13 protein-coding genes are annotated in these 14,689 nt (G+C 64.0%); 5 read left to right on the top strand and 8 right to left on the bottom strand.

The genetic code is table 11. The features are described from left to right. Positions 1 to 24: 24 nt before the first annotated feature. From infB to rimP, 4 genes are all read right to left on the bottom strand, one after another. A complete protein-coding gene (gene infB / locus ABKF58_RS11675) occupies positions 25 to 1,764 on the bottom strand; it encodes a translation initiation factor IF-2 (RefSeq protein ID WP_482580798.1) in 1,740 nt (579 codons plus the stop codon). Beyond that, on the bottom strand, positions 1,689 to 2,843 hold the full coding sequence (locus tag ABKF58_RS11670; RefSeq protein ID WP_482580796.1) for a hypothetical protein: 1,155 nt from the start codon (positions 2,841 to 2,843) through the stop codon (positions 1,689 to 1,691). The genes infB and ABKF58_RS11670 overlap by 76 nt, the downstream gene beginning before the upstream one ends. Before the next feature lie 79 nt (positions 2,844 to 2,922). Beyond that, positions 2,923 to 4,404 (bottom strand): transcription termination factor NusA, encoded by a 1,482-nt coding sequence (gene nusA, locus ABKF58_RS11665; RefSeq protein WP_008954490.1) that lies wholly within the window; start codon positions 4,402 to 4,404, stop codon positions 2,923 to 2,925. 47 nt (positions 4,405 to 4,451) lie between these two features. Beyond that, positions 4,452 to 4,877: a ribosome maturation factor RimP gene (gene rimP / locus ABKF58_RS11660; protein ID WP_008954489.1), complete on the bottom strand. Its 426-nt coding sequence runs from the start codon at positions 4,875 to 4,877 to the stop codon at positions 4,452 to 4,454. Positions 4,878 to 5,160: 283 nt separating this feature from the next. Between rimP and ABKF58_RS11655 the strand changes: the two genes are divergently transcribed. The 5 genes from ABKF58_RS11655 (at position 5,161) to ABKF58_RS11635 (ending at position 10,365) form a co-directional block, all read left to right on the top strand. Next, entirely contained in the window at positions 5,161 to 6,840 is a 1,680-nt protein-coding gene (locus ABKF58_RS11655) for a long-chain-fatty-acid--CoA ligase (protein ID WP_482580794.1), read from the top strand. A gap of 102 nt (positions 6,841 to 6,942) precedes the next feature. Further along, a complete protein-coding gene (locus ABKF58_RS11650) occupies positions 6,943 to 8,097 on the top strand; it encodes a PilT/PilU family type 4a pilus ATPase (RefSeq protein ID WP_085275357.1) in 1,155 nt (384 codons plus the stop codon). 11 nt (positions 8,098 to 8,108) lie between these two features. Beyond that, the gene (locus tag ABKF58_RS11645; RefSeq protein ID WP_482580793.1) at positions 8,109 to 8,462 is read left to right on the top strand and encodes an ArsC family reductase; all 354 of its coding nucleotides are present in this window, start codon (positions 8,109 to 8,111) and stop codon (positions 8,460 to 8,462) included. Next, on the top strand, positions 8,459 to 9,586 hold the full coding sequence (gene dapE / locus ABKF58_RS11640; protein WP_482580791.1) for a succinyl-diaminopimelate desuccinylase: 1,128 nt from the start codon (positions 8,459 to 8,461) through the stop codon (positions 9,584 to 9,586). Before ABKF58_RS11645 ends, dapE begins: the two co-directional genes overlap by 4 nt. Before the next feature lie 146 nt (positions 9,587 to 9,732). After that, complete coding sequence (locus ABKF58_RS11635) at positions 9,733 to 10,365, top strand: MarC family protein (protein ID WP_482580788.1); 633 nt, start codon at positions 9,733 to 9,735, stop codon at positions 10,363 to 10,365. Positions 10,366 to 10,460: 95 nt separating this feature from the next. On the opposite strand, the gene recR is transcribed toward ABKF58_RS11635, so the two are convergent. From recR to mltB, 4 genes are all read right to left on the bottom strand, one after another. Further along, entirely contained in the window at positions 10,461 to 11,060 is a 600-nt protein-coding gene (gene recR, locus ABKF58_RS11630; protein ID WP_008954483.1) for a recombination mediator RecR, read from the bottom strand. A gap of 277 nt (positions 11,061 to 11,337) precedes the next feature. Next, positions 11,338 to 11,676 carry a YbaB/EbfC family nucleoid-associated protein gene (locus ABKF58_RS11625; RefSeq protein ID WP_008954482.1) on the bottom strand — a complete coding sequence of 113 codons (339 nt, stop codon included), beginning with the start codon at positions 11,674 to 11,676 and terminating at the stop codon, positions 11,338 to 11,340. Positions 11,677 to 11,679: 3 nt separating this feature from the next. After that, the gene (gene dnaX / locus ABKF58_RS11620; protein ID WP_482580786.1) at positions 11,680 to 13,587 is read right to left on the bottom strand and encodes a DNA polymerase III subunit gamma/tau; all 1,908 of its coding nucleotides are present in this window, start codon (positions 13,585 to 13,587) and stop codon (positions 11,680 to 11,682) included. Between the two features lie 59 nt (positions 13,588 to 13,646). Beyond that, positions 13,647 to 14,678 carry a lytic murein transglycosylase B gene (gene mltB / locus ABKF58_RS11615; protein WP_482580784.1) on the bottom strand — a complete coding sequence of 344 codons (1,032 nt, stop codon included), beginning with the start codon at positions 14,676 to 14,678 and terminating at the stop codon, positions 13,647 to 13,649. Positions 14,679 to 14,689: the final 11 nt, after the last annotated feature.

Here is a 14,689-nt window from a genome sequence, read left to right as displayed (position 1 = left end):
GGGACGCTCGCCCGAACAACGCGCTTAGAGGGTACGCGCCACTTCGACGATTTCGAACGCTTCCAGCTGGTCGCCTTCCTGGATATCGTTGAAGTTCTTCAGCATCAGACCACACTCGTAGCCCTGCCTCACTTCCTTCACGTCGTCCTTGAAGCGCTTGAGCGATTCGAGTTCGCCGGTGTGAACCACCACGTTGTGGCGGATCAGACGGACCATGGAACCGCGCTTCACCACACCGTCGGTTACCATACAACCGGCAATATTGCCGACCTTGGACACCGAAATCACCTGACGGATTTCCACGGTACCGGTGATCTGTTCCTTCTTCTCCGGCGACAGCATGCCGGACATGGCCGCCTTCACCTCGTCCACGGCATCGTAAATGATGCTGTAGTAACGGATGTCGACACCTTCGCTTTCGGCCAACTTGCGGGCCGCAGCATCGGAACGGGTGTTGAAGCCGATCACGATGGCCTTGGAAGCGATCGCCAGGTTGATGTCGGATTCGGAGATGCCACCCACGCCGGAGTGCAGGATATTGACGCGCACTTCGTCGGTAGACAGCTTCTGCAGGCTCTGCGACAGCGCCTCGTAGGAACCCTGCACGTCGGCCTTGATGATGATGGAGAGGTTCTGCACCTCGCCTTCGGCCATCTGGGCAAACATGTTCTCCAGCTTGGCAGCCTGCTGCTTGGCCAGACGCACGTCGCGGAACTTGCCCTGACGGAACAGCGCGATTTCGCGCGCCTTCTTCTCGTCGATCAGCACCATGGCGTCTTCGCCTGCGGCCGGCACGTCGGACAAGCCGAGAATTTCCACCGGAATCGACGGACCGGCTTCATCGATCGCCTTGCCGTTTTCATCGATCATGGCGCGTACGCGACCAAAAGCGGTGCCGGCCAGTACCACGTCACCCTTCTTCAGGGTGCCAGACTGCACTAGCAACGTTGCCACCGGGCCACGGCCTTTGTCCAGACGGGCCTCGACGATCACGCCCTTGGCCGGGGATTCGATCGGTGCGGTCAACTCCAGCACCTCGGCTTGCAGCAGCACGCCTTCCAGCAGGTTGTCGATGCCCTGGCCAGTCTTGGCGGAAACCTCGACGAACATCGCGTCACCGCCCCAGTCTTCCGGCACCACTTCCTGCGCGACCAGTTCCTGGCGGATACGCTCGGGGTTGGCGCCCTGCTTGTCGATCTTGTTCACCGCCACCACGATCGGCACACCAGCGGCCTTGGCATGGTGGATGGCTTCGATGGTCTGCGGCATCACGCCGTCATCGGCGGCCACCACCAGGATCACGATATCGGTAGCCTTGGCACCACGGGCACGCATGGCGGTAAACGCCTCGTGACCCGGGGTGTCGAGGAAGGTCACCACGCCGCGCGGGGTTTCCACATGGTAGGCACCGATGTGCTGGGTAATGCCGCCGGCTTCGCCCGCGGCGACCTTGGCACGGCGGATGTAGTCCAGCAGCGAGGTCTTGCCGTGGTCGACGTGACCCATTACGGTCACCACCGGCGGACGCGGCAGGCGCTCCACCTCGGCGCCGCCCTCGACGTTCTCGAGGAAGGCATCCGGATCGTCCATCTGTGCCGCCTTGCCGATGTGGCCCATCTCGCCAACCACGATCAGCGCGGTTTCCTGATCCAGCACCTGGTTGATGGTCACCATCATGCCCATCTTCATCAGGGTCTTGATGACTTCGACGGCCTTGACCGCCATGCGGTGCGCCAGGTCGGCCACGGTAATGGTTTCAGGCACCAGCACTTCGTGCACGATCGGCTCGGTCGGTGCGGTGAAAGCGTGCTGACTGTTGCCGCGCGACTTGCCGCCGCGCTTGCTCTTCCAGTCGCCGCCGGCATCGCCACCCTTGACGCGCAGGCCACGGCCTTTCTTGCCGTCGTCCCAACTGCGCTCGGAGCCGCCCTTCTTGCCCTTCTTCGGTGCAGCAGAACCCGGTGCCGGCGCGGCAGGCGCTGCGGCGCCGGCCCCAGCCGGAGCAGGACGGCCACCGGCCGGAGCCGGACGCTGCCCCCCGCGGCCGGACGCACCCCGGCCGAGCCAGGACGCTGACCGGCACCCGGCTGTCCGCTGCGCGGACCGCGTGCATCCTGCGGACGGCCATCGGCGGAGCGCCCGGCAGCCGGGCGTGCTTCGGCCGGTTTGGCCTCGACCGGCTTCGGCGCCGGAGGCGGAGGCGGATTTTCCGCCGCCAGCTTGGCGGCCTGACGGCGCTCTTCGCGCTCGATCTTTTCGCGCATCAGGGCTTCCTGACGAGCGCGGAACGCCAGCTGGCGTTTTTCTTCCGCTTCGCGTGCGGCGATTTCTTCCGGAGACAGAATGGACAGCGGAGCCGGGCGCACCGGGGCTGCCTTGACTTCCGGAGCAGCCGGCTCTTGCGGCTTGGCTTCGACCTTCGGCTCTACCTTGGTCTCAACCGCCGCCGGCTTCGGCGCTTCGGGCTTCTGTTCTTCCTTGAGGTCGACCTTCGCCACCACGGGCTCGGCCTTGACTTCGGCCTTAGCCGGCTCAACCGGAGCGGCGGCGACCGGAGCAGCCTCTGGCTTGGCAACGGCGGCGACAGCCGCAACCGGTGCCTCCAGCGGACGCTGCACCACACGCTTCTTGCGGGTTTCCACTCTTACCGTCGAACCGTCCGCCGTACGAACCTCGCTGGTCTGCTTGCGGGTCACCGTGATCGGGGTCTCGTTACGGGCACCATGCGAACGCTTCAGGTAGTCCAGGAGCTGGGATTTGTCCCGTTCTGAGAGGGTGTCATCCAGCGAGCCTTTGCCGACACCGGCGGCACGCAGCTGTTCCAGCAGGCGATCCGGTGTCAAGCCAAGCTCACTGGCAAACTGTTTTACATTCGTCAATACCATGCGTCTTCCCAAATTCCGTCAATAACTTCCCGAAGCCTTACTGGGCAAACCAGTGTTCGCGCGCCTTCATGATGATTGCACGTGCGGCTTCAGCCTCCATACCGGTCATGTCAACGAGATCATCCACGGCAAGGTCGGCGAGTTCGTCGCGGGTGGTCACGCCATTTTCAGCCAACTTACGCACCAGGTCGGCATCCTCCAGGCCTTCGATGCCCTTCAGATCGTCGGATACGCTTTCCACCTTTTCCTCGGAGGCGATGGCCAGCGTCAAGAGAGCGTCACGAGCGCGGCTGCGCAGTTCGTTGACTTGCTCCTCTTCAAAGCCTTCGATCTCGAGCATTTCGGCGATTGGCACATACGCCACTTCTTCGAGGGTGGCGAACCCCTCTTGCACCAGCGTCATGGCGGTCGCTTCATCCACACCGAGGTGCTTCATGAAGGTTTCACGCAACGCGGCGTCTTCTTCCTGATGTTTTTCTTCGGCCTCGGTCACCGTCATGATGTTGAGGTACCAGCCGGTCAGCTCTGCTGCCAGGCGGACGTTCTGGCCGCTGCGGCCGATCGCCAGAGCCAGCTGGTCTTCTTCCACCACCACGTCCATGGCGTGGTTATCCTCATCGATCATGATGCGGTTGACTTCGGCCGGGGACAGCGCGTTGATCACGAACTGCGCCGGCTCCGGCGCCCACAGCACGATGTCGACGCGCTCGCCGGCCAGCTCCTGGGTCACCGACTGCACACGCGAACCGCGCATGCCGATGCAGGTACCCTGCGGATCGATGCGCGGATCGTTGGCCTTGACAGCGATCTTGGCGCGCAGGCCCGGGTCGCGGGCGGCTTCCTTGATCTCCAGGAGGCCCTCTTCGATTTCCGGCACTTCCAGCTCGAACAGCTTGATCAGGAACTCGCGGGAAGTACGCGATAGCACCAGCTGCGGGCCGCGACCGAGGCGGTCGATGCGCATCAGGTAGGCCTTGACGCGGTCGCCCACGCGCAGGTTTTCCTTCGGAATCATCTGCTCGCGCGGCAGCACGGCCTCCAGCTTGCCGCACTCGATGATGGCATTGCCGCGCTCGATGCGCTTGACGGTACCGCTGACCAGATGTTCGCGGCGCTGCAGGAACTCACTCAGGAGTTGCTCGCGCTCGGCGTCGCGAATCTTCTGCAAGATCACCTGCTTGGCGGCCTGGGCACCGATACGGCCGAATTCGACAGCCTCCATCGGTTCCTCGATGACGGCGCCGACCTCGATGGACGGATCACGTTCGCGAGCGTCTGCCAGCTCGATTTCCTTGTCGTCGAATTCGAGCATGTCGTCTTCGACCACGGTCCAGCGACGGAAAGTATGGTACTGCCCGGTATGACGATCGATCTCGACACGGATATCGACGTCATCCTGATTGAATTTCTTTTTAGTAGCAGACGCCAGCGCCAATTCCAGCGCCGTAAAAACCACGTCCTTGCTGACGCTCTTCTCGCTCGCCAGGGCATCAACCAGCAACAAAATCTCGCGACTCATGCAATCCTCCGAATTTTTTCATTCCCGTGGGGTCGACCCCGCCCAGATCAGAACTCAGGATCAAGCCTGGCCTTGTCGATAACGGCGAGCGGAATGGCCACGGTCCGGCCCTCGAACTCCAGCTGTACAGCGCCATCCACGACGCCAGCCAGACGACCGGAAAATTTCTTTTGCTGTTCAATGGGCATGCGGGTCTTGATCTTGGCCCGCTGCCCGGAGAAGCGTACGAAGTCCGACTCTTTCTTGAGCGGACGGTCCAGCCCCGGAGACGACACTTCCAGCCGCTCGTAATCTATGTTTTCGACCATGAAGAGGCGCGTCAGGTGGTTGCTCACCAGCACGCAGTCTTCCACGGTGATTCCACCGGGTTTGTCGAGAAACACCCTGAAACCGCCCCCAGGGGTCAATTCGAAGTCCACCAGCTCGTAACCCAGACCTGGCAGCGTGTTCTCCAGCAGCAAACGTACATCCATTGCTTTTTCCACAAATAAAAAATGGGCGAAACGCCCATCCCTAACCGTCGGGATTGTAATACATTTCTCCCCGAAAGGAAATCCCGGCGACAAGCCTGCGCCAGGTGGCACGAACGGTGCACGGGCGTCTTTACGATATGATCGTGCTTCCTGTACATTGACGAGCAAATAAAACGATCGTTTGTTTATGACAAGCAACGACCGCTGACCTAATAACAAAAGACGCTCGGCAAAAAGACTTGAGGCGAGGCGTCCCGAATCAAGCACGATGGAGAAACACAGCATGGATAAACTCTGGCTCAAGAATTACCAGCCCGGCGTCGAGCAAGACATCGATATCGATAGTTTCAGATCGATCGATGAGGTGTTCGAGCGTTCTGTCGCCAAGTTTCGCAGCCGCCCCGCCATGGCCAATATGGGGAAGGTGCTGAGTTACGGGGACCTCAACCAGCACGTCGCCGAGTTCGCCTCGTTCCTGCAGCATCGCCTTGGCCTCAAGAGAGGCGACCGCGTCGCCCTGATGATGCCCAACCTGCTGCAATACCCGATCGGCGTGTTCGGTACCCTGCGTGCCGGCCTGACCGTGGTCAACGTCAACCCGCTCTACACGCCGCGCGAGCTGGAACACCAGCTGAACGACTCCGGCGCCGAGACGATCGTGATCCTGGAAAACTTCGCCAGCGTGCTCGAGGAGGTCATCGCCCGCACCCGGATCAAGCACGTGATCGTGGCGTCGATCGGCGACATGCTGGACTTTCCGAAGTCTGCCATCGTCAACTTCGTCATCCGCAAGATCAAGAAGATGGTGCCGGCGTGGAACCTGCCCGGCCACATCCGCTTCCCGGCGGCGCTGGCCGAAGGTCGCCGCCAGGCTCCGGTACCGGTCGACCTCAACCACGACGACATTGCCTTTCTGCAATACACCGGAGGCACCACCGGGGTGGCCAAGGGGGCGATGCTGAGCCACGGCAACATCGTCGCCAACATGCTGCAGGCGGGAGCCTGGATCAAGCCGGTCATCCACGAGGGGCAGGAGGTCATCGTCACCGCCCTGCCGCTCTACCACATCTTCTCGCTGACCGCGAACCTGATGACGTTCACCGAGGTGGGCGCGCTGAACGTGCTGATCACCAATCCGCGTGACATCGCCGGCTTCATCAAGGAGATGAAGAACTATAAGGTGACGGCCATCACCGGGGTCAACACCCTGTTCAACGCGCTGTTGCATCACCCCGATTTCAAGACCATCGATTTTTCGACCTGGCGTCTGACGCTGGGCGGCGGCATGGCGGTGCAGAAGGCGGTGGCGGACAAATGGAAGGAAGTCACCGGGGTGGCGCTGGTGGAGGCCTACGGCCTGACCGAAACCTCGCCTGCCGCCTGCATCAACCCGCTCAACCTGAAGGAATACAACGGCAGCATCGGCCTGCCAGTGTCGTCGACCGAGATCCAGATTCGTGACGCCGAGGGACGCGAGCTGCCGGTTGGCGAAGCCGGCGAGCTGTTCATCCGCGGGCCTCAGGTGATGAAAGGCTACTGGCAGCGCCCGGACGAGACCGCCAAGGTGATCGGCGCAGATGGTTTCCTCGCCACTGGGGACATGGCGATGGTGACACCGGGCGGATTCGTCAAGCTGGTGGACCGCAAGAAGGACATGATCCTGGTGTCCGGCTTCAACGTCTACCCCAACGAGATCGAGGACGTGGTGGCGATGCACCCCGGCGTGCTGGAGGTGGCATGCATCGGCGTGCCGGACGAGAAGTCGGGCGAGGTGGTCAAGGTGTTTGTGACACGCAAGGACCCCGCGCTCACCGAGAAGGACATCATCGAGCATTGCCGCAAGAATCTGACCGGCTACAAGGTGCCGCGCCACGTCGAGTTCCGCAGCGAGCTGCCCAAGACCAACGTCGGCAAGATCCTGCGCCGCGCGCTGCGGGACCAGGAGCTGGCCAAGTCCCCGTGAAAAAGCTCGCGGCACCCGGCAAAGAAACCCGCTTCAGGCGGGTTTCTTTATGCCATTTACGGCTACACTTGCACAAAAGCCATGCCCAGCAGGAGCCGAATCATGTTGTTGTTGCCGTTTTTCAAATTGATGGCCGACAAGAGTGCCAGCGATATCTTCTTCACCGCCCACGCCCCGGCCCAGATCAAGATCGAGGGGGTGACGCTGCCGGTCAACGACAAGGCGCTGACCCCTGAACAAGTGAAGACACTGGTCTACAGCCTGATGGACGAGGAGGAGATCGCCGAGTACGAGCGCGAGTTCGAGATGAACTTCGCGCGCCAGGTCGACGATCTGGGCAATTTCCGCGTCAACATCTTCCGCCAGAAAGGGCAACCGGCGATGGTCATCCGCCGCATCGCCCCGACCATCCCGTCACTGGAGAAACTCAACCTGCCGGCGATGCTCAAGCCGCTGATCATGGAAAAGCGCGGCCTGATCATCGTGGTGGGCGCCACCGGCAGCGGCAAGAGCTCGACCGTGGCGGCGCTGTTGGAGCACCGCAACCAGAGCAAGAGCGGGCATATCCTGACGGTGGAGGACCCGATCGAATTCCTGTTCGAGCACAGGAAGTCGATCGTCAACCAGCGCGAGATCGGCATCGACACCAAGAGCTACCAGACCGCGCTGAAGAACGCCATGCGCGAGGCGCCAGAGGTGCTGATGATCGGCGAAATCCGCGACGCCGAAACGCTGATGTACGCCATCAACTACGCCCAGTCGGGCCACCTCTGCATCACCACGCTGCACGCCAACAACAGCTACCACATGCTGAACCGGGTGATCAGCTTCTTCCCGCCCGACAACCGTACCGCGCTGCTGATGGACCTGTCGGTCTCGCTCAAGGCGGTGGTGTCGCAGCGCCTGGTGCCGACGGTCGACAAGACGCTGACGCCGGCGGTGGAGCTGCTGCTCAACACCTCGCACATCGCCGAACTGATCCGCACCGGGGAAATCTCCAGCATCAAGGAGGCGATCGAGCACAGCATGAGCGAAGGCGCCCAGACCTTCGAGCAATCCTTGTTCCGGCTGTATCGCGATGGCAAGATTACGCTCGACGAGGCGCTGCGCAATGCCGACTCGCCGACCAACCTGTACTGGCTGATCAACCACGGTCACGACAAGCCCGGCGAAGAGCCCGCCGGCAAGCCGGCCGCGGCCAAACCGGCCGGCAAGGATGCCTCCGCCAGCTTTGATGGCTTCACCCTGGACGTTTAACCCGCATCGACATGACCACCACCCTCTACGGCATACCCAACTGCGACACGGTCAAGAAAGCCCGCCAGTGGCTGACCGAGCACCAGATCGACTACGTGTTCCACGATTTCAAGAAACAGGGCATCGCCGAGGCGCGCCTGCAGCACTGGATCGAGGCCGCCGGCCTTGACAAGGTGATCAACCGCCAGGGCACCACCTGGCGCAAGCTCTCCGACGCCGACAAGGCACGGGCCGACGACGTCGGCTCGGCCATCGCGCTGATCCAGGCCAACCCGTCGCTGATCAAGCGCCCGGTGCTGGAGCGCGGCGAGGCCGTCGAACTCGGCTTCAAGGAAGACCTCTACGGAAAGGCGTTCGGCCAATGACCAATACCCTGATGCTGACCGAAGAGCTGATCCGCCTCGATTCGGTCACCCCGAACGACGCCGGCTGCCAGGAGCGCATGATCGCCCGCCTGGAGGCGGTCGGTTTCACCGTGGAGCGCATGCGCTACGGCGACGTCGACAACTTCTGGGCCCGCCGTGGCACGAGCGGTCCGGTGGTGTGCTTCGCCGGCCATACCGACGTGGTGCCGACCGGCCCGCTGGACAAATGGGACAGCCACCCGTTCGAGCCGACCATCCGCAACGGCTACCTGTTCGGACGCGGCGCGGCGGACATGAAGGCCTCGCTGGCCGCCTTCATCACCTCGATCGAACGCTTCGTGGCGCAGCACCCGGGTCACCCGGGTTCGATCGCGTTGTTGATCACCTCGGACGAGGAAGGCAGCGCCATCGACGGCACCGTGCGCGTGGTGGATGCGCTGGAAGCGCGTGGCGAGCTGATCGACTACTGCATCGTCGGCGAACCGACCTCCAACCACGTGCTGGGCGACACCATCAAGAACGGCCGGCGCGGCTCGCTGTCGGGTCACCTGATCGTGCACGGCATCCAGGGCCACATCGCCTACCCGCACCTGGCGAAGAACCCGGTGCACCTGATCGCCCCGGCGCTGGCCGAACTGGCCGCCGAGGAATGGGACCAAGGCAACCACCACTTCCCGCCGACCAGCTGGCAGGTGTCGAATATTAATGCCGGCACCGGCGCCACCAACATCATCCCCGGCTCCTGCGAGGTCAAGTTCAACTTCCGCTTCTCCACCGAGCACACCGCCGAGACGCTGAAGGACCGCGTGCACCAGATTCTGGACGCCCACGGTCTGGCCTACGAGCTGCACTGGACCTTGTCCGGCAACCCGTTCCTGACCGAGGAAGGGACGCTGACGCGGGCGCTGGAACGCTCCATCAAGCAGGTGATGGGAGTGGATGCCGAGCTGTCCACCACCGGCGGTACCTCGGACGGGCGCTTCATCAAGCGCATCGCGCGCGAACTGGCCGAGTTCGGCCCGGTCAACGCCTCGATCCACAAGCTGAACGAATGCGTCGAAGTGCACGCCATCGAGCGGCTGTCGGATATCTACGAGGCCGCGCTGAAGAACCTGCTGCTGTGAGCCCCTGCCCCGGCTCCTGAGCGCGCGTCGGCAGACCGGGTGTCTGCCGATTTTTCTTGCCCGGGCGGAGCCGGGGCCTCTTCAGAAACGCAGCGGAACGTTTCCCCTTACCGACCGACTTCGACAACAACAAGGACATCCGGCTCATGAAAGAACTGGAAATCGCCAAGATATTCATTTCGCTGCTGGTGCTGGTCAACCCGCTCGGCGCGATTCCGCTGTTCATCAGCCTGACGCCGAACGCGAGCCAGCCCGAGCGGCGCAAGATCGCCAAGATTTCGTCCACCTCGGTGGCGGTGGTGATCATCACCTCGGCGCTGATCGGCGAGAGCCTGCTGAAATTTCTCGGCATCAGCATCGGCTCGTTCCAGGTCGGCGGCGGCCTGCTGGTGATGATGATCGCGCTGGCGCTGATGAACGCCAAGCCCAACCCCACCAAGACCAGCGACGAGGAGCGCGTGGAAGCCGAGTTGCGCACCAACATCGCGGTGGTGCCGATGGCGATGCCGCTGCTGACCGGGCCGGGCACCATCTCCACCGTGATCATCTACAGCACCACGGCCCACAGCTGGGTGCAGATCAGCTACCTGATCGTCAGCGGCCTGTTGATCGCGCTGTCCTGCTACGCCGCGATGGCGATGGCCACGCCGATCAGCCGCTGGCTCGGCCAGACCGGCATCAACATCGTCAACCGGGTGATGGGCATGATCCTGGCGGCGGTGTCGGTGGAGATCATCGTGGACGGGCTGTACCGGCTGTTCCCACAGCTGAGCCACTAGCCTGCCGAGCGCCACGGCAAAAAGGTTGGCCGAAGGCACGCGCAGTGCGTCTTCGGCCAACCTTTTGTCCTTGCGCGGATTTTACCGCCCCCGGATCACCCCAGCTGGCGCCGCTCGTACAATGCCTGCGCCAGCGTGCCTGAGTCGACATACTCCAACTCGCCGCCCACCGGCATGCCGCGCGCGATGCGGCTGACCGCCAGGCCCCGGTCCTTCAGCAACTCGGCGATCATGTGCGCCGTCACCTCGCCTTCGGCGGTGAAGTTGGTGGCGATGATCACCTCCTCCACCACGCCGTCGAGCGCGCGCACCATCAGCTTGTCGAGGTTGACGTCCTTGGGGCCGATGCCGTCGATCGGCGACAGCCGCCCCATCAGCACGAAGTACAGGCCGTCGTAGCAGCGCGCCTGCTCCAGCATCAGCAGGTCGGCCGGCATTTCCACGATGCACAGCTGGTGCTGGTTGCGCGCCGGCTCGGCGCACAGATTGCACAACGGCGTCTCGCTGAAGGTGTTGCAGCGCTCGCAGTGGGTCAGGTTGGCCAGCGCCCGGTCGAGCGCGCGCGCCAGCCGGTCGGCCCCGGCCTGATCGCGCTGCAGCAGGTGGAAGGCCATGCGCTGGGCCGACTTGGGGCCGACCCCGGGCAGCACCTTGAGCGCGGAAATCAACTGGTCGAGCGAGGGGGGATTTTTCATCGGGCAGGCGGAGAAAGAGAAAAAGGTTGGCCGAAGCCCATGCTTCGGCCAACCTTAGAACCAGCCCCCGATCTTGCTGCGCAGCCCTGATCGGGGCTCATGTATACGGCGTGCGAATCTATCGCTGAGCCAATCGAAGATTGGCACGCAGGGATTCGCTCAGCGATCAGAAATCCTCATGTACTGTGTGTACATTCCGGTTTCTGCGCTGCCATTCACCCCGCTGAGGGCCGCTCGCTACAGATCGAGAGCCGGTTCTTTAGGAAGACATCGGGAATCAGAACGGCAGTTTCATGCCCGGCGGCAGGTTGAGGCCGGCGGTGAAACCGGACATCTTGTCCTGGGTGGTGCTTTCCACCTTGCGCACCGCGTCGTTGACGGCGGCGGCGATCAGGTCTTCCAGCATTTCCTTGTCGTCCTTGGCGTCTTCCAGCAGGCTGTCGTCGATCGACACGCGCTTGATGTCGTGCTGGCAGGTCATCACCACCTTGACCAGGCCGGCGCCGGATTGGCCTTCGACTTCGACCTTGCCCAGCTCTTCCTGGGCCTTCTTCATGTTTTCCTGCATCTGCTGGGCCTGCTTCATCAGGCCGGCGATACCACCTTTTCCGAACATGGGCTACAACTCCTGCACAGGTTGAATCGTCTCGGTGAGCAGCACGGCGTTGAATTCGCCGACCAGCTGCCGCACCACGGGATCATTTTCGAGATTGACACGCGCCGCCGCCAGCTGTTCCTGGCGGAAACGCGCCTCGCGCATCGCTGGGGTTTCCATCCCCAGCTCCTCCACGCTGACCGACAGCTCCGGCGCCTGGCCAAAGCGTTCGGCCAACGCGGCCTTGAGTTTTTCCTGGTAATCGCGCGTGGCGAGGTGACGGAAGCTCTCCGGCACCGCCAGCTGCAAGCGCCGTCCATTCCAGGATTTGAGCACCGCGTTGTGCGCCAGCATGCGGCTGGCCCCCATGCGCGCGCCCAGCTCGGCCACCAACGCGGCCCAATCGCCGTCGAAAACATAGGGCTCGGCGGCGGCAGGCGGCGCGGCCGGCTCCGACCACGCCTCGGCCGTGCTGTCGTCGGCGCTCACCCCCGCCTGCCAGGCTTCGGCGGCGACGTCGCCGGCGTCATCGTCGTCGGGAGCATCCTCCCACGGCGCCAGCTCGACCGACGGCGGCGTGCCCGGCTCGGACTGAGTGGCGACAGCCGGGGCCGCCGGCACCGGTTCGACGCGCGCCGGCTCGGGTTCGGGGTCGGCCGGTGCGGACTCGTCCGGCGTGGCGGGTGCACTGCGCGCCGCTCCGTTGCGGCCGGACAAACGCGCCAGCAAGGCCTTGGCAGCGGAAGCCCCCTCCACCGACGGCTCACTCGGCACGGCCGGCCGGCTCGCCGGCTCGGGACGGCACGCCGCCGCCGGACGCGGTGCCGGCGTGCTGTCGCCCGGCGCATTCTGCGGATGAAACGCCAGCATGCGTAGCAGCGTCATGGTGAAACCGGCGTGCTCGTCCGGCGCCAGGGCCAGGTCCTTGCGGCCATGGATGGCGATCTGGTAGTAGAGCTGCACGTCTTCTGGCGCGATCAGTTGCGCCAGTGCCAGCACCGCCTCGGCGTCGGGGTCGTCACCGGTGATGGCGGCCGGCACCGTCTGCGCCAGCGCGATCTGCTGCAACAGCAGGGCCAGCTCGCCCAGTGCGCTGTCGAAACCGACGCCGCGCTCGGCCAACGCCTTGGCCTCCTCGATCAGACGCGGGCCGTCGGCCTCGGCCAGGGCTTCCAACAGGGTATAGAGGTAGGCACGGTCGACCGCACCCAGCATGGCGCGCACCCCGCCCTCCTCAACCTTGCCGACGCCGTAGGCGATGGCCTGGTCGAGCAGCGACAGCGCGTCGCGCATCGAGCCGGCGGCGGCACGGCCCAGCAGCGCCAGCGCCGGCGCCTCGTAGCTCACCTGCTCCACGTCGAGCACGCGTGCCAGGTGGCCCGCCACCTGCTGCGGCGTCATGTTGCGCAGCGAGAACTGCAGACAGCGGCTCAGCACCGTCACCGGCACCTTCTGCGGATCGGTGGTGGCAAGGATGAACTTGACGTGGGCCGGCGGCTCTTCCAGCGTCTTCAACATGGCGTTGAAGGCGCTCTTGGAGAGCATGTGCACCTCGTCGATGATGTACACCTTGTAGCGCCCCGAGGTAGGCGCGTACTGGGCGTTTTCCAGCACTTCGCGGATATTGTCGATGCCGGTATTGGAGGCGGCGTCGATCTCCAAGAGGTCGACGAAGCGGCCGGCGTCGATCTGGCGACAGGCGGAACACTCGCCGCACGGCTCGGCGCCGACACCGGCCTCGCAGTTGAGGCTCTTGGCGAGAATCCGGGCGATGGTGGTCTTGCCCACGCCGCGCGTGCCGGTCAGCAGGTAGGCGTGATGCAGCCGCTCACCGGCCAGGGCGTTGGTCAGGGCGCGCACCACGTGCTCCTGACCGACCAGGTCGGCAAAGCGTTTCGGGCGCCATTTGCGGGCAAGCACTTGATAAGTCATGGTGGCGGATTCTAATTCCAATTGGCAGGCAAGGCGACCCTTTTCGTCGCCGCCCGACGTCACGGCGCCGGTGTCGAAACCGGCTGCTGGCCGAGGAACTGCTGCGCCAGATAACGCTCGCGGATGGCGGCTGCCACCTCCTGCGCCGCTTTGGCGTACAGGGTGCTCTTGTTGTAGCGGGTGATGACGTAGAAGTTGTTCAGACCGAGCCAGTATTCGGTCACGCCGGGCGCGGTTTCCAGCGGCACCAGCACCGCCGGCACCTGGTCGCCCACCGGCGCCTCCGGCTGCACCCCCATCTGCTTCAGCTCGCCCACGGTATAGTGCAGGTTGAACTTGTCGGCCACCAGCTGATCGACCTGCGCCCCCGGCTGCACGCTGGCCGGCAGGATCACGTCGTCGCCGTGGCGCCAGCCGTGCAGCTGGAAGTAATGCGCCACGCTGCCGATCACGTCCGGCACGCTGCCCCAGATATCGCGATGGCCGTCGCCGTCGAAGTCCACCGCCCACTTGCGGTAGCTCGACGGCATGAACTGCGGCCAGCCCATGGCGCCGGCGTAGGAGCCTTTCAAGAGCAGCGGGTTCTTGCCCTCTTCCTTGGCCAGGCGCAGGAACTCGGTGAGTTCGCCGCGGAAGTACTCGGCGCGGCGCGGGTAATCGAAACCGATGGTCGACAGGGCATCCACCACGCGGAAACTGCCGGTGCTGCGGCCGTAGCCGGTCTCGATGCCGATGATCGCCACCACCACCTCCGGCGCCACGCCGAAGGTCGCCTCGGCCCGCTCCAGCGTAGCCGCGTTGTCTTTCCAGAACGCCACGCCGCCGTCGATCAGGCGATCGTTGAAGAAGGCCGTACGGAACTGGTACCACGGCCGCGAGGTGGCCGGGCGGTCGAGTATCTGCAGGATGTTGGGCTTGGTTTCGACGTTGGCGAACACCGCCTCCAGCTCGGGGCGGTCGAACTGGCCGCTGGCCACCTGCTCGTCGATATAGCGTTGCACGTCGGGCCGGGCGAGAAACGCCGCGTCGGCCAGCGCCAGCGAGCTGGTCAGGGCGAGCGTGGCGGCAGCCGAGCAGGTAAGGAGTTTCATCAGGGCGTTCC

It is taken from the genome of Pseudogulbenkiania sp. AW2-16, from assembly GCF_056824575.1.
Note: the sequence above shows the minus strand (reverse complement) of the source record. Positions and strands in the feature narration are given on the sequence as shown.